18 protein-coding genes are annotated in these 20,801 nt (G+C 43.4%); 17 read left to right on the top strand and 1 reads right to left on the bottom strand.

Features of this window, described 5'->3' with window-relative positions; translation table 11 throughout:
- Positions 1–197 precede the first annotated feature (197 nt).
- The 3 genes from H70737_RS17325 (at position 198) to H70737_RS17315 (ending at position 3,405) form a co-directional block, all read left to right on the top strand.
- Positions 198–1,547: an ABC transporter substrate-binding protein gene (locus tag H70737_RS17325; RefSeq protein ID WP_042189158.1), complete on the top strand. Its 1,350-nt coding sequence runs from the start codon at positions 198–200 to the stop codon at positions 1,545–1,547.
- Between the two features lie 81 nt (positions 1,548–1,628).
- Positions 1,629–2,567: a carbohydrate ABC transporter permease gene (locus H70737_RS17320; protein WP_042189157.1), complete on the top strand. Its 939-nt coding sequence runs from the start codon at positions 1,629–1,631 to the stop codon at positions 2,565–2,567.
- Between the two features lies 1 nt (position 2,568).
- Complete coding sequence (locus H70737_RS17315) at positions 2,569–3,405, top strand: carbohydrate ABC transporter permease (RefSeq protein WP_197071216.1); 837 nt, start codon at positions 2,569–2,571, stop codon at positions 3,403–3,405.
- Between the two features lie 76 nt (positions 3,406–3,481).
- Here the strand turns inward: H70737_RS17315 and H70737_RS17310 are convergent, their stop codons facing one another.
- On the bottom strand, positions 3,482–4,396 hold the full coding sequence (locus tag H70737_RS17310) for an AraC family transcriptional regulator (protein WP_042189155.1): 915 nt from the start codon (positions 4,394–4,396) through the stop codon (positions 3,482–3,484).
- Between the two features lie 173 nt (positions 4,397–4,569).
- On the opposite strand from H70737_RS17310, the gene H70737_RS17305 reads away from it, so the two are divergent.
- The 14 genes from H70737_RS17305 (at position 4,570) to H70737_RS17240 (ending at position 20,787) form a co-directional block, all read left to right on the top strand.
- Entirely contained in the window at positions 4,570–6,681 is a 2,112-nt protein-coding gene (locus tag H70737_RS17305) for a glycoside hydrolase family 52 protein (RefSeq protein ID WP_042194095.1), read from the top strand.
- Between the two features lie 161 nt (positions 6,682–6,842).
- Positions 6,843–8,624: a methyl-accepting chemotaxis protein gene (locus H70737_RS17300; protein ID WP_042189153.1), complete on the top strand. Its 1,782-nt coding sequence runs from the start codon at positions 6,843–6,845 to the stop codon at positions 8,622–8,624.
- A gap of 185 nt (positions 8,625–8,809) precedes the next feature.
- The gene (locus H70737_RS17295) at positions 8,810–9,664 is read left to right on the top strand and encodes an AraC family transcriptional regulator (protein ID WP_052404329.1); all 855 of its coding nucleotides are present in this window, start codon (positions 8,810–8,812) and stop codon (positions 9,662–9,664) included.
- 138 nt (positions 9,665–9,802) lie between these two features.
- The gene (locus tag H70737_RS17290) at positions 9,803–10,687 is read left to right on the top strand and encodes a DUF6923 family protein (protein WP_042189151.1); all 885 of its coding nucleotides are present in this window, start codon (positions 9,803–9,805) and stop codon (positions 10,685–10,687) included.
- Between the two features lie 33 nt (positions 10,688–10,720).
- Complete coding sequence (locus H70737_RS17285; protein ID WP_042189149.1) at positions 10,721–12,091, top strand: ABC transporter substrate-binding protein; 1,371 nt, start codon at positions 10,721–10,723, stop codon at positions 12,089–12,091.
- Positions 12,092–12,194: 103 nt separating this feature from the next.
- On the top strand, positions 12,195–13,085 hold the full coding sequence (locus H70737_RS17280; protein ID WP_042189146.1) for a carbohydrate ABC transporter permease: 891 nt from the start codon (positions 12,195–12,197) through the stop codon (positions 13,083–13,085).
- A 12-nt stretch (positions 13,086–13,097) separates the two neighbouring features.
- On the top strand, positions 13,098–14,006 hold the full coding sequence (locus H70737_RS17275) for a carbohydrate ABC transporter permease (protein WP_081951151.1): 909 nt from the start codon (positions 13,098–13,100) through the stop codon (positions 14,004–14,006).
- 12 nt (positions 14,007–14,018) lie between these two features.
- Entirely contained in the window at positions 14,019–14,879 is an 861-nt protein-coding gene (locus H70737_RS17270; RefSeq protein WP_042189144.1) for a metallophosphoesterase family protein, read from the top strand.
- On the top strand, positions 14,876–16,078 hold the full coding sequence (locus H70737_RS17265; RefSeq protein ID WP_042189142.1) for a Gfo/Idh/MocA family protein: 1,203 nt from the start codon (positions 14,876–14,878) through the stop codon (positions 16,076–16,078). The genes H70737_RS17270 and H70737_RS17265 overlap by 4 nt, the downstream gene beginning before the upstream one ends.
- Before the next feature lie 2 nt (positions 16,079–16,080).
- Complete coding sequence (locus H70737_RS17260) at positions 16,081–16,596, top strand: GNAT family N-acetyltransferase (RefSeq protein ID WP_042189139.1); 516 nt, start codon at positions 16,081–16,083, stop codon at positions 16,594–16,596.
- Positions 16,597–16,759: 163 nt separating this feature from the next.
- On the top strand, positions 16,760–17,788 hold the full coding sequence (locus H70737_RS17255; protein ID WP_156113133.1) for an ROK family transcriptional regulator: 1,029 nt from the start codon (positions 16,760–16,762) through the stop codon (positions 17,786–17,788).
- A gap of 19 nt (positions 17,789–17,807) precedes the next feature.
- Positions 17,808–19,010, top strand: a complete 1,203-nt coding sequence (locus tag H70737_RS17250) for an MFS transporter (RefSeq protein ID WP_042189135.1) — start codon at positions 17,808–17,810, stop codon at positions 19,008–19,010.
- A 65-nt stretch (positions 19,011–19,075) separates the two neighbouring features.
- Entirely contained in the window at positions 19,076–20,167 is a 1,092-nt protein-coding gene (locus H70737_RS17245) for a glycosyltransferase family 2 protein (protein ID WP_042189132.1), read from the top strand.
- Positions 20,167–20,787, top strand: coding sequence for a glycerol-3-phosphate acyltransferase (locus H70737_RS17240; RefSeq protein ID WP_042189129.1), 621 nt, complete (start codon positions 20,167–20,169; stop codon positions 20,785–20,787). Before H70737_RS17245 ends, H70737_RS17240 begins: the two co-directional genes overlap by 1 nt.
- Positions 20,788–20,801 lie beyond the last annotated feature (14 nt).

Raw genomic sequence — 20,801 nt, 5'->3', positions numbered from 1 at the left:
AGACTGCGGTCTTTCGTTCTTTTTTTGAAATCGTACTTGAACACATCTTAAATTCACCACACATCCCGCTTAAAAAAGTTCATTCAAGCAACTAATAATGAATGCTATTCTTATAGCAACGGAAACGCTTTCGAGAGATGATGCGCACATCTTGCTTCAGTTTCCACAGTGAATACAAAAGGGGAGGCTACTAAGGTATGCTCACAAAAACAATGATGAAATTATCCGTATTGTTGCTCGCCACAACGACAGCTTTGACGGCTTGTGGTGGCAATAATAATAGTGCCGGCAATAGTGCAGGCAATACACCAGCATCCGAAGCACCTGCAAATGCACCGCAAGAGACGAAGAAAGAAGTTAGCTTTACGATAGGCTACGCATCCGGTGATCCGGCGACCAAAAAAGCTATCGCAGATACGGTCAAAAAATTTACAGAAGCTAATCCGAACGTCACCATCAAAGATTTGAGTGAAACTTCATCCGCTGCCTATCTTGACTGGCTCAAAACAAAAGATGCAGTGGGGGAATTCCCGGACCTGGTGGAAATGCGTGATACTGAAGTCTTTGCCGACGCAGGTAAAATTGTAGAGCTGCCTTCCGATCTACTAGATTTGTTCGAAGCCCCTCCTCAAGTGGATGGCAAGGTGTGGAATGCACCACTGCAAGTCAACGCACCTCAAGGAATTATCTACAGCAAAAAAGCATATGCAGATGCAGGGATCACCGAGCTTCCCAAAACCTATGACGAATTCATAGCTATTCAAGAAAAATTGAAAACATCAGGCATTACTCCGATTGTAGTGGGCGGAAAAGACATTTTCCACATGGGCTTCTGGGTAAACAAATTCCTGATCGATGATGTCTACTCGAAAGATCCAGATTGGAACTCCAAACGTACAGCTAAAACTGTCAGCTTCACAGATGCTAATGTTGTTCAAGGCATTACTGATTTTAAAGAGCTGTTCCAGAATTATGTCGATAAAGGCTGGCTCAGCACGGGCGACAATCAAACCGCTTCGATTCTTGTCTCAGGCAAAGCCGCGCAATTGTACTCCGGTACATGGATGTTTACACAAATTGCAGAAGCGGACCCGAACTTTGAATTTGGCTTCTATGGTCTTCCTGACCGTGAAGGGAATATCAATGTGATTGGTCTTCCGTCTCCAGCAGGCTGGTCCTTATCCACAGAAGCTGCTAAGGACGCAGAGAAGACAGAAGCCATTAAAGATTTTATCCGCTTCTTCTTCGGCCCGGAGCAATATTCGAATTATTTAGCGACGATAAACGCAATTCCTTCGACTAAAGAAAAAGTAACGTATGATACCAGTGAACAAATGCAAGTGGCTTTAGATCTTATTGCTGACACGAATGTAGTGAAGTCCTTAGCGATCAACAACTGGTGGGGTGATAACTTGATTCCTCCACAGTTCCGCAACTGGTATTACAAACTGCTGCAGGATCTTGTTGTGAAAGATGGAGACGTAACTAAATATATGCAAGATGCTGATAAAGAATATGACAACCAAGTGAAAGCTAATCAGATGTAAGTGCAGCGCCTGTTAGAGCAACCTCTGCTGCTGCAGAGGTTCTCTTTTTTACAAGCCTGCCTTAAGGGAGGGAGAGTAGCCATGGCTACATCCGCAGTAAATGCTGACAAGTCATTGATTGCCACGTTAAAGCTCAAAAAGAAAAAGAAGAAATGGCAGTCTTACGCTCTACTGTTCATATTACCCTCATTTATTCTATACACCATGTTCGTTATCGTCCCAACGGTAGGAAGTGTCTATTTAAGCTTTACTTCATGGGATGGTATCAGCGATGACGTCCGCTATATCGGTTTTGCTAACTTCGTGGAAATTTGGAATAGTCCAAGGGTGCATAATGCGCTGAAAAATACGATGATCATGACCCTTTCACTAGTTGTTCTAGAGAATATTGCAGCTATTGCAATGGCTATGATGGTCGATAAGGTACGCTGGTTCCGTAATTTATTCAGAAGTGTGTTTTATTTCCCTACACTGCTGAGTGGGATCGTAATGGGCTTTGTGTGGGCGATGATTCTGAATTACAACTTTGGTGTATTTAATCAGATTCTGGAGTCTGCCCGTCTCGGAAGCTGGATTGTAGATTGGTTGGGCAATCCTAAATATGCGATGCTGTCAATAATTTTGTCTACCGTTTGGAAAGGCGCGGGTTATTATATGATCATTTATCTCGCTGGATTGCAAGGTATTCCGCAGGAATTGAATGAAGCGGCAAGCATTGATGGAGCAGGGGGCTGGCAACAATTCCGGCATATCACCTTTCCGCTGCTTGCGGGGTCAATGACTGTATGTATGGTACTATCGATGATCAGCGCCTTGAAGATTTTTGATCAGATTGCTGTCATGACCGATGGTGGTCCGGGCTTTGAGACGGAGACGTTAACTTATATTATTTATAAAGTTGGGTTTGGTGAATTAAGACAAGGCTTTGGTACGGCGCTGGCCATGGTCTTGTTCTTAATCATACTGATCATTACAGTCTTTCAAGTGAAGGTTCTCCAGAAGCGGGAGGTGCAGCTCTAAAATGACGATGCAGACACGCAGAAGAGTTGGGCAAATCGCACTTTTTATGGTTACCTTAGTAGTGGCTATTCTATTTTTCTTTCCTATTTTCTTTAATTTGATGTCGGCCTTTAAGAGTAATGCAGAGATCATGAAGGATGCCATTGCTTTTCCGAAAACCCTTTATCTGGACAGCTTTAAATACCTGTTAACAAAAACAGAGTTTCCACGAGCGATTCTGAACAGTCTGATTCTGACAGCGGTGTCTATCGCCGCGCAGGTCTTGATCATTCCCATGGCAGGGTATGCCATTGAACGTAGAAATACTAGATGGACTCGATTTATGTTCGTATATTTTTTGGCCGGAATGATGATTCCTTTTCAGGCGTATATGATTCCTTTGTTCAAAGAGCTTAGAATGCTAGGATTGTACGGTAGCCTTGCGGGACCCATTCTTATTTATGTAGCCGGTGCGGTAGGTTTCGGATGTCTGCTGTATACCAGTTTTGTCAAAGGAATACCTAGAGAAATTGAAGAAGCGGCAGAGATTGATGGCTGTTCTCGGTACGGGATATTTTGGAGAATTGTTTTCCCGCTATTAGGGCCTGTTACGGCAAGCATGGTTGTCTTGAACGGACTTGGAATCTGGAATGATTTCTTGATGCCGATGCTGGTATTACCTTCAGGACAGGCCAAGACGATGGTTGTGGAAATTTACCGTTATATCGGAGAATTCTCTTCACGTTGGGATATGATTTTTGCGGGAACAGCGATGTCGGTGGTGCCTGTATTGATTGTGTTTATCGCTTTGCAGAAGTACTTTGTGAAGGGGATTGCGTCGGGAGCGACGAAGGGGTAATTCATAAGAGGGATGTATCCTGTAACCACTAAGTGGACAGCGGAATACACCCCTTTTTTCATAGGCGTAAAGATCTTTAAAGTGTGCTTGGATTCGCAGTTAAACGGCGGTAGCCCATTGGCGGGAGACCTGTCCAGCGTTTGAATTGTTTGCTGAAATGGGACACATCACGGTACCCCAGTCGTTGAGCAACCGATTCGACAGATAGACTATTATCCATCAGCAGCAGTTTGGCGTGTCGAATGATTAAGCGTGATAAATATTGCCTTGGTGACATCCCATAGATTTGATGAAAAGCACGATTACAGTGAGTAGTGCTATATCCGAGCTTGGCAGCAATGTCCTCAATACCGCCACCTCTTTCGCCTGTGCTGGCAGCGGTGGAGACGGATTCCTGCAATAGTCCTTCAATAGCGTTAGCCAGGGCAACTGTATTTTCTGTAGCTTCTGTATCTGATGGGAGAGGCATTTCCGAAAGCACCCAACCGCTGAGCGCGGTCAGAAGCTGCAGTGAAGCATGCAGTGTGATCAAGCGATTTCTATGTGTGTCTTTAGACTCTGACAAGATGGAAGAGTTAATGATTACATCTAGCGCGGAACGGATGGCCAGCAGTTCGGGGGTGTTTCCGCTGAGACTAACAGCATCTGCTGTAAGTAAGGCACGCCGCAAAATCAGATCATCGATATCAAAATGCAGGCAGTAATAAGTCATGTCACAGTCAGCATTTGAACCCATACTACTATGCTCAACACCGGGACGAATGAATAAAATATCGCCGCTTTTCTGTATAAAAGACTTATTGCCTACCGTCATTTGTTGCTCACCTTGAAGGACAATATTAATCTCAAACATCGGATGAGTGTGTACAGGATATTGCCAATCCGAATTTACTTTTCTCCAATGTGCGGCGAAGATATGAAAGGCTGCTTGAATGTCTGGTGACATCTGACCGTCAATAGAATTATGGAAGGCGGGATCATTCGAGATCATTTCAATCCTCTTTTACAATAAAATTTGGCTTAATTATAGCATAGGTTGTTATCGATGTTTGATTTGCCCAAATAATAGAAGGCTTTAGCCCTGTTGCACTTCCAGAAATATCGATAACATGGATATATTGCCCGGAGGTATCCGGGATCATGTTGGAGGGAGTGCATTTATTTATGTTACATAATAAATTTTTTAATGCTCATCATTCACCGATCGGTGCATTTGCGAGTTTTACCTTAGGATTTAAAGGAGCTAGTGGTGGTTTCGATTTGGAGATGGCCAAACCTCCTAGACAGAATATATTCATAGGATTAGAACGCACTGATGGGAAAGGTTATGACACACTACCATTTCACGAGATTGGCGGAGATGACGAGAGCAAACGCTATGACATCGAGAATCCAGACCCCAATCCAGACAAGGAGAATATTCTGTTCCCTTTTCAAGATCGTGAGATTTCTAGAGATTTTCAAGTAGCTACAGACAGCTGGAGTGCGGGGGATCTGACCTTCCGGATTCTCTCGCCAGTTCGATCAGTACCAGATCCTGAAACTGCGTCTGTGGAAGAAATGAAGGAAGTGTTGCTGCCAGCAGTACTGGTTGAGCTCGAAGTGGATAACACCTCATCAGCTACCTCACGTCGCGCGTTCTTTGGTTTTCAGGGAACAGATGTGTATAGCGGAATGAGAAGACTGGATGATGTGTCATCTGAAATTACAGGCGTTGGACAAGGAAGATTTATTGCGATTGCTGCCGAGAAAGGCACTACAAAGTCCGCACTTCATTTCACGATGGAGGATATTCTAAGTGAAGAGCTTCAGGAAAATTGGACCTTTGGACTGGGTCGCGTGGGTGCTTTAATCATGGATGTTCCAGCCGGAGTAAAAGAAACGTACCGGTTTGCGATTTGTTTTCACCGTTCGGGTTATGTTACCTCTGGTATGGATGCTTCCTATTACTATAATCGCTATTTCAACAATGTTGAGGCAGTAGCCGAATATGCATTAGCTAAATTCGATGTTCTTAAACAAGCAGCGGAGAAAGGTAACGAGATGTTTAATCATGCAAACCTATCCGAAGATCAAACCTTTATGCTAGCGCATGCGATTCGTAGTTATTATGGTTCCACACAATTACTGGATAATAAAAATAAGCCGTTCTGGATCGTCAACGAAGGCGAATACCGGATGATGAATACCTTTGATCTGACCGTCGATCAGTTATTCTACGAGCTGCGTCTGAATCCTTGGACGGTTTGCAATGAGCTGGATATGTTCGTAGAAAGATTCAGCTATGAAGATACGGTACGTTTCCCTGGGGATGATACAGAGTATCCAGGTGGAATTAGCTTCACACATGATATGGGTGTAGCCAACGTAGTTTCACGTCCGGGCTATTCCTCCTATGAGTTATATGGCATTGATGGTTGCTTCTCTCATATGACACATGAACAATTGGTAAACTGGGTGCTGAGTGCGGCAACTTATCTTGAACACACAGGTGATCGGAGTTGGATGGAACGTAATCTGAGTATCTTGGAAAAGTGCTTGGATAGTATGTTAAATCGGGATCATCCAGATCCTGAGCAAAGAAACGGTGTTATGGCGCTAGATAGCTCACGTACGATGGGTGGAGCAGAGATTACTACCTATGATAGTCTGGATGTCTCTTTAGGTCAGGCTCGCAACAATATTTACTTGGCAGGAAAATGCTGGGCGGCTTACTTAGCTATGGAGAAAATATTTGCAGAGTATGAGCGTGCGGAGCTGTCCAAAACAGCAGGGGCAGGGGCAGAGAAATGCGCCGCAACGATGGTGGCAAGCGTTACAGCAGATGGATATATCCCGGCTGTGATTGGAGAAGGTAACGACTCCAAGATCATTCCGGCTATCGAGGGTCTTGTATTCCCATACTATACGGGTTGTAAGGAAGCTCTTGATCGCAATGGACGGTTCGCCGCATATATCGGCGCACTCGACAAGCATCTTCATGCGGTGTTGAAGCCGGGCGTTTGCTTATTTGATGACGGCGGTTGGAAAATCTCATCCACTAGCAATAACAGCTGGCTTAGCAAAATCTATCTCTCGCAGTTCATCGCCCGCAACATTCTGGGACTGGAATGGGATGAACGAGGAGCGGCAGCAGATCGCGCTCATGTGGCATGGCTTACCCATCCAGAATTATCGATCTTCAGCTGGAGTGATCAAATTATTTCCGGGGAGATTACAGGCAGTAAATATTATCCTCGTGGAGTAACAGCGATATTGTGGTTGGATGAGAAGTAGGAATTTGGAGTTTCATTGAATAAATGGCAAACGGACCTCTTATTAGGGGGGCGTTTGCTTTTTTTGTTAAATTATGAATTTCTTTTTTTGATTTATATTCCCAAAACTAGTACTATAGTATTAATTTGTAATTAATTCTAATAGGATGCGGAGCGGTGTATATGGTAAAAGTTACACGTACAAGGTTGCGACTAACAATTCGGAAAAAACTGCTCGTGATGTCACTCACACTACTAATTCTTCCCATCGGAATATTAGGAGCAGTTATTTATCAGATTTCAGTCAAAGAAACGAATCAGCTCATTGAGAGTAAACTGAGTTCAAGCGTAAACCTGGCTGTCGCCTTAATTGAGAATTTGGAAAATTCCGTTCAATCGGGGCAGTTGACTGAAGTGGAAGCCCAAGAACAAGTACGGACCTTACTACTTGGAAACAAAAATGAGGATGGTACTCGGCCTATTAATCAATCAATTGATTTGGGTCCAAACGGCTATTTCTTTATATTAGATAACAAGGGGGAACTGCTTGCTCATCCCAAACTAGAGGGAGATAATATTTGGGATAAACAAACCTCAAACGGTACTTTTTACATACAGGATTTGATTAAAGCAGCACAGAACGGTGGTGGAGCTACTTACTATAAATGGCCGCTACCTAAATCGGATGGTACTGGAAACGCTGTAGGAGAAGAAGCGTTGAAAATATCTTATGCTAAACTATCGCCCTCTTGGGGCTGGGTCGTAGCAGCAGGCTCTTATATGCAAGACTATAATACCGGGCAACAAACCATTCTAAAGGGAATTATTACTACATTGATTGTATGCGTTGTCATCGGAATTGCTGTAATATACATATTTGCACAACATATTTCAAGACCGATTGTACGCATAGCCCGTGAAGCTGAACGGATCGCTCAAGGGGATCTAAGCGGTAAAGCATTGACTGTGCGCAATCGGGATGAGATCGGACAGCTCGGAATCAGCTTTAATCAATTATCGGGTAATATTCGGCAATTGGTTGGGAATTTAACCATAAGCTCGGAGTTATTAGCTTCTTCCTCCAAACAGTTGTCTTCAACGTTAGGTGAAACCACAGCGGCACTTGTTCAGACTTCATCCTCAATGACTGAAGTGGCGAACAATAGTGAGAAACAAGCTTCCACAACGCAGGAGACTTCCCAATCGATGGAGGAGATGGTAAAAGAGATTCAGCGAGTAGCTGAAGCCTCTACACATGCCTATCAGCTGTCGATGCAAACACTGGAAGAGGCTGATAAAGGAAACAGCCTTATCATTAACTCTTCCGAGCAAATGAACGCAGTAAGTAATACTGTTGATGATTTAGGGATCACCGTTACTAGTTTAAATGACCAGTCTCAACAAATAGGCACCATCGTCAGTACTATTAAAGGAATATCTGAGCAAACGAATCTATTAGCGCTTAATGCGGCAATTGAAGCTGCTCGATCAGGAGAACAAGGCAGGGGATTTGCAGTGGTAGCTAGTGAAGTCCGTAAGCTGGCAGGACAAACAAGTGAAGCAGCTGAAAGGGTTTCAGTCATGGTTGAAGAAATTATTACGAGTATAGGTCATGCCCATCATTCGATGAGTAAAGGCCAAAATGAAGTCGCAGCAGGGGTTCAAGCGATTGATGATACGGGTAAAGCATTTGAACGCATTTTGCAGGCCACCCGGACCATCGTAGATCAGGTGGAGCAATCATCGACCGCTGCACAACAGATGTACATGGGCTCCGAACAAATATCTGCTGCGGTGATGGAGGTCGAGCAGGTTTCATTGCACTCAGCTTCGGCTGCACAGACAGTATCTGCTGCCACTCTGGAGCAGCTTGCATCTATGGAGGAAATTGCCGCATCTGCTCGCAAGCTCCAAGAGGGTTCAAATGAGATGCGTGCTTTAGTAAATCAGTTTAAATTGGAATAGATGTTCAGACTTAGAGTTACAGAAATAGAATATGTAAAATATTAAAGAGGGGAATTAACCCCTCTTTTTTGCGTTTTGACGTAAATAACCTTCTGAATACTATGAGGAAATTAATATAGCTTTTACAGCTCATTGACGCGGAGCGTATACTGGCTTGCTATATTGAAGGGAAAAGGGGGATGAATATGAAAGAAATGGAAGAGTCGTCCTTTGCAGCTGCTCAGCCTGTCCTTGCAAGTGATACTTTTGGTTGGGATAAGCTTCAAGTTTCGCAATGGTATAGCCCGCAACAAGCTTTCACCCCATCCTCGGAGTCTAAATATTTAATAGGAATTCACTGCACAGCCTACTACGAAAATTACTACACCATTCATATTACCCCCTGTAATGAGAGTCTTCTTTGCCCTTGGGGCAGAACCTCGCTCTATTTTTTGAAAATAGAAATTACGCCAGCGGTACTCGAAGAGATTGCTCGTGAATCTGGTTATCTGAAGGAAGGCCATATCCAGTTGGACCGCAAATTTCATGTCAAGGATTCCAAGCTTCTGCAATTAGGGCTTTGGATGCTGGAGGAATTACAGAATGGCGGTGCCAAAGGAAAAATATATAGCGACTCTTTATCCAACATGTTAATTATTCACTTGTTACAACACTATTCTTCAGTGATTCCCCAGCATTCAAACCGAAAAACGCCAGCCAATCAAGAAATATTTCAGGTCATTCAATTTATGCGTGAGCGTTTAGAAGATGAGATTCAACTGACTGATCTCGCTGGCATGGCTAATATGAGCCAGTCGCATTTTATTCGGATTTTTAAACAACAGACAGGATATACACCCCATAATTATTTAATTCGTCTGAGAATCGAACGTTCTAAATTTCTAATTCGTTCCGGAAAAATTGGTTTGAAGGAAATTGCATCTCAGGTTGGTTTTGCCGATCAAGGTCATTTTACTAGATTATTCAAACGAGAAACCGGCCTAACCCCAAAGCTGTATGCGAATCAAAGCTCCTCCAAACCTAATCATATGATTTATTGATTTTATTCTTGCAAATGAGAGTTTTGTTCAAGGAAAGAAGTGTTTTGTTCAATTAGAGAGCTGTTGCCAGCTCCTATAATAAGGTTGAAGTAAGGCGCACAAATGCCGAACTACAACCTTATTAGGAGGAGAGAAAACATGAGATTAAAGAGATTATTCAGTCTGATTTGCGCGGGGGTACTTACGACCAGTTCTTTATCTTTAGTAGCATCTGCCACACCAGTCGGACCGGATAACCTAGTAAACACCGAGGTAGAAATCAGTGCAGAGTCAACTTCAGCTACAACTGCTGGAACTTGGCATGAAGTATCTAAGCAAACCTTCTGGTTACTTGATGCCCTGGAACGGGGACAAGGGGTGGCTACAGACGGGAATTCATGGATCTTTAATTCCTCGTATGGGCTCTTACGGACTGGACTTGATGGAAAATCCGTAAAAGCACGGAATGAATTGGCTATTCCACTGGAGATTGCCTCCCAAGGTGGAGACCATATCGGTGATATTTCCTACTATAACGGTAAAATATACGCTCCTATTGAAGACGGCAAAAACTATCAGCATCCTTACATCGCCCTCTATGATGTGAACACATTGAAATATACGGGTACATCCTATGCTTTACCGTTAAATCTGCATATTGGCGGTGTGCCTTGGGTAGCCGTTGATGCTGCTCGCGGTCAGGTCTACACAGCTCAGTGGAGTAATGCAAGCGTCTTGAATGTACTAAGTCTTGACGATATGCATGTGATCACAACCATTCCACTTTCCCAAAGTATTGATCGAATTCAAGGTGCCGAAGTGTACAACGGTGTTCTGTATGCTTCTACGGATAACGCAACCCAAACGGTTTATCAGATTGATCCGGAGACTGGAAACGTATCTGTTGCCTTTGATCGTAATCTGCCTAGTGGTACTGAAGCCCAAGGAATTGCTGTATTGCCTACCGCTGATGGTGCACAGCTCCATATTCTTGATGTAGGCTCGAATCGCATTAGTGTGAACTTTCGCCATTATGCATTTTAATTCAAATCCAAGCGAAAAAAGGGGCTAACAGAAATGCTAAAGCAAACCAAAACCATTCTAACACTGCTATCCGTCTCAATGCTGGCAGTAGCGGGCTGCGGACAATCTAATAACAGTACGGCAGAAGCCAAAGAAAATACCGCTCAACCCACAGCAATCGCTGCAACTCCGGAATCCACAGAGACTCCAACCGCTAAGCCAGTGGAGATTACATTTTATTATCCGGTTAATGTTGGTGGTCCCCTTACAAAAGTAATCGATGGGATGGCTAGTGCATTCATGGAGCAGCACCCGGAAATTAAGGTTAATCCCGTGTACACAGGTAATTACGGTGACAATACCGTGAAAATTCAAGCAGGTGTGCAGGCCAAACAGCCACCGGATGTCGCGGTCATGATGTCAACAGAGCTGTACAGTATGCTCGATATGAATGCAATCATTCCGCTGGATGATTTTATTGCAAAGGACACGGATATTCAGATGGCTGATTTTTATCCCGCCTTTGTAGAGGATACACAGTCTGAAGGTAAAACGTACAGCCTGCCTTTTCAGCGGAGCACGATTGTTATGTATTACAACAAAGAAATGTTCAAAGCCGCAGGACTTGATCCAGAGAAACCACCCACTACATGGAATGAGCTTGTAACCTATGCTAAGAAGCTGAACAAAGACGGTCACGTGGGGCTGGAAATTCCGGGCAATGATGATTCGTATTGGATGTTTCAAATGCTTGCACGGCAAAATACTTCCGATCCGAAGCAAAACATAATGTCCTCCGATGGCAAAAAAGCGATGTTCGATACGCCGGAAAATGTGGAGGCATTGCAATTCTGGTTAGATTTGTCCCATAAATACAAGGCGATGCCGGAAGGTGTTATTGATTGGGCAACCGTTCCGACAGATTTCATTCAAGGCAAAACAGCCATGATGATGCATACAAGCGGCAACTTAACCAACGTAAAAAATAACGCGAAGTTCGAATTCGGCGTAGCGTTCCCACCCGCACAAAACCAATTTGGATCACCTACTGGAGGAGGTAACCTGTATATTTTCAAGGACACATCTCCTGAAAAACAAGCTGCAGCTTGGGAATTTGCCAAATATATGACGGCTTCAGAACAAGCTGCCCTCTTTAGCAGCTCATCCGGTTATGTTGGCGTAAGAAAATCTGCATACGATACAGATGCTATGAAGAAGTATACAGCGGATTTCCCGCAAGCATTGGTAGCGAGAGATCAATTGGAATATGCGTTCCGGGAATTGTCCACTCATAATCATGGTAAAGTATCGACGGCAATTACGAACCAGATTCAAGCGGCATTGGCAGGAGAGATTGATGCAGCAGGTGCACTTAAAAAGGCTCAAGCAGAAGCAGATCAGGCACTTGCTCCCTTCAATAAGTAAGCTTTGAGGTATGGAATACGCCAGGACGGCTCGATAGCTTGTTCTGGCGTCATTACTTTATTCATTAATCGTAGAAACCTTAATCATGGAAGGATTGAATGGTATGAATGCCGGATGGAGTGAGAGGCTTAGACGAAACGGATTCGGCTGGGGACTAGTGTTGCCTTCGCTGCTCTTTCTTTGCTTGTTTACTTATTACCCTATGTTTAAATCGTTCTGGCTTAGCTTTTATGAGAAAAATTTGGCGACTCCTGAGCCTCTGTTCGTCGGTTTTGACAATTACGCTAATCTATTGCACGACAATGTCTTTATGAAGGTGTTCAGTAACAATATATGGTTCGCCATTGGCACAGTACCCACTTCATTAGCTTTGGCTTTCTTGATGGCACTGTTTGCCGACAAGGCGATAAAAGGGCGGGGACTGGCACGTCTTTCATTTTTCTATCCGAATATGATCCCGATGATCGCTGTGGCGAACATCTGGTTGTTTCTGTATACCCCTCATTTTGGGCTCTTTGCCAGACTGGCTTCATGGATCGCGGATCAGCCTGTGAATTTGCTGGGAACACCTGATACGGTGATGGGCGCATTAGTCATCATGATGATTTGGAAAGAAGCCGGATATTTTATGATTTTTTATTTAGCAGGAATGCAGCAGATTCCCAAGGATTTATATGAAGCGGCTGCAGTAAGCGGAGTCGGTACATTCACTTCCATCCGCAGAATCACAATTCCGCTCACGATGCCGACTACGTTGTTCGTGGCTGTTGTGGCGATAACCAATTCTTTTAAGCTGGTAGACCATCTCTGGATTATGACAAAGGGCGGTCCGAATAATGCAAGTAATCTGCTGCTTTATTATATCTACGAGTCCACCTTTAATTTCTACGATCAAGGGATGGCCGCATCGATGACGGTGGTCATGATCGTGCTGCTGCTCCTGATTTCCTCTTTACAGTTTTTTGGCTGGGATCGGAAAATCCATTATGAATAGGAGGTGGAATCCATGGAGGATAATCCACTAAAGCTGCCCTTAGTATTAAGGCAGAATACACGCAAAGCTTTAGAAGAGGAGCGCATACTGAACTCCGAAAGAACGAAGCGCCGAATCCAGCAGATACTGTGGCATGCGGTTGGATTTACGTTTGCCGCGGCCTGGATCATTCCCTTCCTATGGGTGGTTAGAACGGCTTTTCTACCCAAAGACATCGCTATCGATGCGGGATGGTCTTGGGACTTCACGTTTGAGAATTTGATTCATGTCTGGAATGGAGCGCCTTTTGGACGATTTTTAATAAATACATTGCTTGTGTGCGGTGTTGTGCTTGCTGTGCAACTCGTTACAATGACGATGGCTGCTTATGCTTTCGCACGGGTACGATTCTTCGGAAAAGATCTGTTATTCATGTTATTTTTGGTGCAAATTATGGTGCCGCCAGATGTACTTATCTTTTCCAACTATCAGGTGTTGAACGAAATGGGGCTGCTGGATACCAAGCTGGGGATTATGCTACCTTACTTTGCCTCCTCCTTTGGAGTGTTTCTGTTAAGGCAGTCCTTCAAGCAATTACCCTATGAGCTGGATGAAGCTGCTCGGGTGGAGGGCGCATCACGCCTGCATATTCTTTCAAGAATCTATGTCCCACTGTCACGCCCGATTTATGTGTCCTTTGCGATCGTGTCGGTCAGCTTTCATTGGAATGATTTCTTGTGGCCCCTTATTGTAACCAATTCGGAGGAGAATCGCTTATTAACTGTAGGCTTGGCGATGTTCGCAAAAGCCACAGAGTCGGGTGCACAGTGGTCTGATGTCTGCGCGGCTACGTTGATTGTTTCGGCACCCTTAATGATTGGATTTTTATTGTTCCAGCGGCAAGTGATAGGTAGTTTTATGAGCTCTGGCATTAAAGGTTAGGAGGAGGCATTTATGAGGCTGGCGATTATTGGGGACTTACATTACCCGGACGAATTGTTAAACAACAAGGTTTTGATTAAAGAGGCACGAGATGCTTTTTATGAGCAATTTATGAATCTATTCTTGTCCATCCCAGCCGATTATCATATTTCCGTGGGAGATATGGTGCACGCAGGAGAATTTAGCGAATTTAATTATATCATGGGTAAGATTAAGGACAGCAAGCATTCTAGACGTTTTCTACATGTTCTTGGTAATCATGATACGTACACTTATCCTAAGGAAGAAATCCTTTCCGTCACCCGGCAGCAGCGATACAGTGTGATTGAAGAGACGAATGCAATCATTATTTTGCTGGATACCGCACGGGAAAATCGTGACGATTGGAGCGGAACACTTGATGATGCACAGCTGACTTGGCTCGAAGCACAAATGAAGCGGAAATCGGAAAAGCCTTTATTCGTCTTCGGTCATCATCCCTTGTATAATACGACGGCTAGATCAACTGAGCCAATGATGTCACTGGATCCCAGCTTGGACATTTGGCCGATATTGAAGCAATGGCAAGGTGTGGGTTTCTATTTCAACGGGCATAATCATGTGCATTCTATCGTTAGAAAAGAAAACTGGCATTTCATTCAAACAGCCTCCATCCTGGATATTCCTGCTGCTCGAATCCTTACTGTACTTGAAGATGAAATCAGGTTAGAGATGGTGAATCTGGCAAGCGAGCAATTGAGTAAATGGTCTTCATTATTTACCTTCAGCATTTTTGATTATGAAAAATATCCGCAGGCTGAAGGGGAGACAAGAGATCAGGAGCTAATCATCAATCGACTTCAAATGGATAGAAAGCAGGTGGACCAGCAATGAATCGTCAGCCAGTAAGATTAGCGATCGTAGGTGGAAATCGTGGAGCCAGTTTTATGAATGCATTGTACTCTCTATCGGATCGGATACATCTGACCGCCACTTGTGACTTGAATGAGTGGGTGCTTAACCAATGGAAAGAGAAATTCCCGGAAATCCGAACGTATCGGGATTATCATGAAATGTTAAAAGATTCGGCAATAGATGCGGTGTTTATTTTAAGCCCCATGCATTTGCATGCCAGACAATCTATTGATGCTTTAAATGCGGGTAAGCATGTCCTAAGCGAAGTGATTTCGATCCAATCTTTAGAGGAAGCTTGGGAGCTTATCGAAACTGTTGAACAAACTGGACTTAAATATATGATGTCTGAAAATTACTGTTTCTCGCGCTCCAATCTGACGATTAAACATATGGCGGATCAAGGCATGTTCGGTGAAATTACTTATCTGGAAGGCGGATATATCCATGATTTACGTCATTTGACTCATCATCCGGATGGTTCTCTGACTTGGCGGGGGCAATTACATCAGCAGTATAACGGGATCAATTATCCGACACATTCAATTGGTCCAGTTGCGCAATGGATTAACCTCAATAAGCCTGAGGGTGATCGATTAAAAAGCGTCTCGTCTTTTGTTTCCAAATCTAGATCCTTACAATATTATTTCGGAGAGCATTATGGAAAAGATCACCCAGCAGCACGGGAGGGATTCTGGCGGCAAGGGGATAGCGCGGTCGCGGTCATTCAAACGGAAAAGGGTGTACTGATTGAACTGCGTGTAGACTGGTCCTCCGTTAGACCGCATAATAAAACTCATTATTTACTGCAAGGAACTGAGGGAGCGTATATTACGGGCCGCCATCAGTACGAAGAGGATTTGATCTGGTTCAAGAATCTCTCGCCCAAAAATATAGCGGATGGAGAGGAAATGTGGGAGCCTTTAAGCAGTTATCAACCACTCTATGATCACCCGACATGGATGAAATGGGGCGAATATGCCGCTGGGACGAAACATGGCGGAGGCGATTTTATGGTGCTTGAAGAATTTATTTCTGCTATTCAGGAGGATCGAACCCCTTCGGTGGACGTATATGATGCCGTTACTTGGAGCTCTGTGTTTACATTGTCTATGGAATCTGTAGAGAATGGTGGAAAAGCAATAGCCTTTCCCGATTTTAGAACGAGAGTGAGGAATTGACGGTGGATCAGGCCCTTTCCAAACTTGTGATGAAAAAAGAAATGCTGTCCGACTTGCCTGTTTTTCACTGTCCTACCGGGTATCTAATTCGTCATTTCGAGCCGGATGATGAACGGAACTGGGAAGAGCTTATACGCCATTCTTTTACAAGGGAAGTTAAATTTGCTCATAAAATCAGTGATCATGTACCCTTGTATTCGGATCGCTTGTTGTTCATTTGCCGCGGGGATCAACCTGTAGCTACTGCTACGGCCTGGGAGTCGGGTAGTGATGACAATAAGAACTGGTACTTGCACATGGTTGGAGTGCTTCCAGAATATTCTGGTAAAGGTCTCGGCTATGCTGTGAGTCTAGCTGTCTTGCACAAAATAAGAGATTCAGGGGGAACGGCGGCATGTTTAGAAACTGATGATTTCAGACTGCCCGCCATCCGCATTTATTTGAAATTAGGATTTCAGCCTGTGTACTTGGATGAAAGCCATCCTGGAAGATGGGAACGAATCCTGCAAAGGCTTTGAATTTGTTGATAATTAGGGGGGCTTCATGCCCCTTTATTCATGTTGGAGTTTCAGAAGGGGCCGCATCGAAAAATTATGTTGTCGTTAAGAAGTATTCCTGCTATAGTCATACTGACTTATTAAATGCATTTAATAAGTCAGTATGACTATAGGTGGGAGAGCCATGGCAAGTGATAAAAGACTTCCTTCACAGCAACTCAAATCTGAAATTATTCGAAATATTCGAACAGCATTATTAGAATTAGGAAGGGCTACGAAGGCGGAGTTAAGTCAAAGATTACTATACAGTTTTCCAACGATCAGTAAATTTCTAATGCAGATGGAAGAGACTGGGGAAGTAACGATCATTGGCCTTGATGAGTCTAGTGGCGGAAGAAGGGCAATAAGATACGCCTATAATCCGAATTACCGATTAGGGATGGCTATTTTTTTGGAAAAAAATGAAACAAACTATACGATCTATAATTGCATTGGCAATGTTGTAAAAGAAGGGAATTTACCTAGTATTCTTGAGGAAGACGTTAGTACACTGGTCTCGCTTATCGAAGGTGAAAAAAAGGCTAATCCTAAGATTCAATCTGTAGCGATTGGTGTTCCAGGCGCGGTGAAACAGGGGAAGATTTTTCTGATCCCAGGTTATGCGAAATATCAGAATCTAGATTTGAAAAGATGTATAGAAGATCAGCTCTCTATCCCGACAATCGTGGAAAATGATATGAATGCCGCTGTAATCGGTTATATGGCGCAAAGAAATTTGAAGGAGAATATTTCTTTGATGTATCTGTATTTAGGGAAAAACGGACCGGGAGCTGGGATAGCCGTTAATGGTGAAATTGTTCGGGGAAAGACGTTTTTTTCAGGGGAAGTTCAATACATGCCCCAGTATGACAATAGAAATTTCATAGAAGCATTAACTGGAGATCAGGGTGGATCAAGCATGCAGCCGGATCATAAAGTAGATGCGATTAGTCGGTTAGTGGCTACTATGACCTCTATTTTGAATCCGCATTATATTATTTTTTGTGAGGATGAATTAGCTCCAGCTATGCTTAATCAAATCGCCGATCGAACTGCTACATACGTTCCTAAGGAACATCTTCCGGAATTAGCGGTAAGTGACTTGAAGCGTGATTATCTGAATGGATTACAAAGTCTTGGATTAGGTTTATTAGTTTCACAACAAATAGATTAGAACCCTTAAGGAGATAACGATGGCTACTTTTTTTCTTATTATTATTTATTTAGCATTTATTAGTTTAGGACTACCAGATTCATTGCTTGGATCCGCATGGCCGGTAATGAGATTAGATCTAAATGCCTCATTAGGTACTGCTGGTATCCTTTCGATGGTTATTGCAGTAGGCACAATTGTCTCCAGTTTGATGAGTGGTACAATCCTTAAACGTTTTGGTACGGGGAAAGTGACCCTTGTAAGCTGTATTATGACGGCTGTAGCTTTATTTGGTTTTGCATGGTCACCTTCGTTAGTATGGCTAATTGTTGCTGCGATTCCACTCGGTTTAGGTGCGGGATCTGTAGATGCCGGATTAAACAGTTATGTTGCTACGCACTATAAAGCCCATCATATGAGCTGGTTACATTGTTTCTGGGGAGTGGGCGCGACGCTGGGTCCGATTATTATGGGTTCTTTTATCTCTGGTGAAGGTCTTTGGCGAGAAGGTTATCTTACGGTTGCTTATATTCAATTGAGCTTAGTTGTAATTCTCTTCGTTACGCTGCCTTTATGGGATAGAGTGGCTGGAAACAATAGCAACCTGAACGCTGATAGCGAACATGAGCTCAATCATCCGGAGCTAGAGCAAGCTGCTGAGAACACAAAACCTTGGAAGCTAAGAGGGGTTAAGCTTGCGATGTTAACCTTCTTATTTTATTCTGCCATCGAAACGAGTATGGGGTTATGGGGGAGCAGCTTTCTAGTAAATATCAAAGACATCCCTGCATCCACTGCAGCGACATGGGTATCGGTATTTTATCTAGGGATTACCTTTGGCAGAATGGTGACGGGCTTCATTACGTTTAGAATGAGTAATAAACAGCTAATACGATATGGCCAGCTCATTGCTTTAATCGGTACAGTGCTCTTAGTATTACCGCTTCCAACGATAGTTTCGCTGGTAGGGTTTATGATTATCGGTCTGGGTTTAGCCCCTATTTTCCCATGTATGCTACATGAAACCCCTGTACGATTCGGGAAGAAGCATGCTCAGTCAATTATGGGCTTTCAGATGGCAACAGCTTATACTGGTACCACGCTGGTACCGCCATTTATCGGTTTACTGGCCTCGAATTTTACATTGGGTATTTTTCCTGCGATGATCGTTTTTTTCGCTATCGTCATGCTTTTATGTACAGAAAAGCTTAATAAATACTCAGCTAAAGTAAATGTAGGTTAAATTTGAAATGAATATATTACGGACTAACCCCTCATATATATAGATGTAGAAGGGGGGGAACCGTAATGTGGTTGTTAATGGTTATAGGCGTTGGATGTCTCTCCGGTTTTATTTTGTTCAGAAAAAATACCTTGAGCACTTATCACGAGCCTAATCAAGGACCGGAGAAATTGTCCATTATCATTCCTGCAAGGAATGAAGAATATAATTTGCGTTATCTGCTCGATTCACTTCAGTCTCAGACCCTTACACCCTATGAAATTATTGTGGTGGATGACTTCTCAGAGGATCGGACCAAAGAAATTGCCGAAAGCTATGGGGTTAAGGTTATTGTGAACAGCAGTCTCCCTGAGGGGTGGACGGGTAAGAGCTGGGCAGTATGGAATGGATATTTACAGGCCTCGGGTGATATTTTTGCTTTTTTGGATGCGGATATCCGATTAAAGCCTAACGCCTTGGCTTCATTATTAAAAGCAAGGGAGCTATCGAAAGGCGTCATTTCGGTAGTTCCTTTTCATCATACAGAAAAGCTGTTTGAGAGGCTCGCCCTAATCATGAATATGCTGGGGATCTTCACGTTCACCTCAGTTTTTGAAAGGAATAACGCCAAAAAAGGGCTGTACGGCTCGTGTATTCTAGCATTAAGGCAGGATTATGAAAAAGTTAATGGCCATCAAAGCATTAGATCTGAAGTGCTGGATGATTTGTCTTTAGGAGAAAAATTTATTGCGGCAGGTGTTCCGATCACCAATTATATCGGGTATGGCTTAGTATCGTTTCGCATGTATCCGAAGGGAATCAAAAGTGAAATTGAAGGGTTCAGTAAAGGGGCTGTCTTAAGCACTTCAACGATAAGTCCGCGGACAATTATTCCAATCGCGCTTTGGGTGATCGGACTCATCATCTCAGAAACCGTGTTTATTTTTGCGAATACCTCATGGTTTATGCCTTTATTGATCGGTTATCTCCTTTATATGTTCCAGCTCTTTTATTTTATAAAATATGTAGGTGTATTTGGCATCGTTATTCCTGTATTTCACGTGGTAGCAACTGTTTTCTTTATCTTGATCATGCTGTATTCGATTTATCAGGTTGTTTTTCTGAGGCATGTAAGCTGGAAAGGAAGGCATATCCAGGTGGGAGGCCATAGGGACTAATGATCATATTGTGGGTCGCGGGTTTATTTTTGTCGGGATCTCTTATGTTTTCCTATTGGCTTGGTCTAGCGCGTAAAAAGAACCTGAAAAACATTGGTGACGGTAATCCAGGGGCTTTGAATCTATGGAAGTCGTCAGGCTATAAATTCGGCATCTTGGGGATTATATTGGATTTTTTAAAAGGGTATCTACCTCTTCTATGGGTAATGGGAAGTCATTATAGTCAGGGGTATTTCATTATTCCGTTAGCCTTAGCTCCCATTGCGGGTCATGCCTTCTCTCCCTTTCTTAAAGGAAAAGGTGGGAAGGCAATTGCCGTAACCTTTGGGGTATGGAGTGCATTGACAGGATTCAAAGTTTCTTTAGCGCTAGCAGTCATTTTAGCAGTGCTGAAAATGCTCAGCAGTTGGTTCAAAAGCAGAGGAAATTCACCTGTATCGGATGGTGTGCAAGTGGTTAGCGGAATGCTGCTTCTTTCCGTTTTTTTGTACATTAGTAAATGGTCTGCTCCTATCTTGTGGGTATGGTTTGGAAGTTTTGTGATCCTTGTGTATACGCACAGGTTAGAATTGGCAGTGTGGGTGAGGAAGTATTCATCAAGGAAACGAAAAGGAACATAATATAGGCTTGGTAT

Origin of the sequence: Paenibacillus sp. FSL H7-0737 (assembly GCF_000758545.1) — a bacterium.
Classification (GTDB): domain Bacteria; phylum Bacillota; class Bacilli; order Paenibacillales; family Paenibacillaceae; genus Paenibacillus_AQ.
Note: the sequence above shows the minus strand (reverse complement) of the source record. Positions and strands in the feature narration are given on the sequence as shown.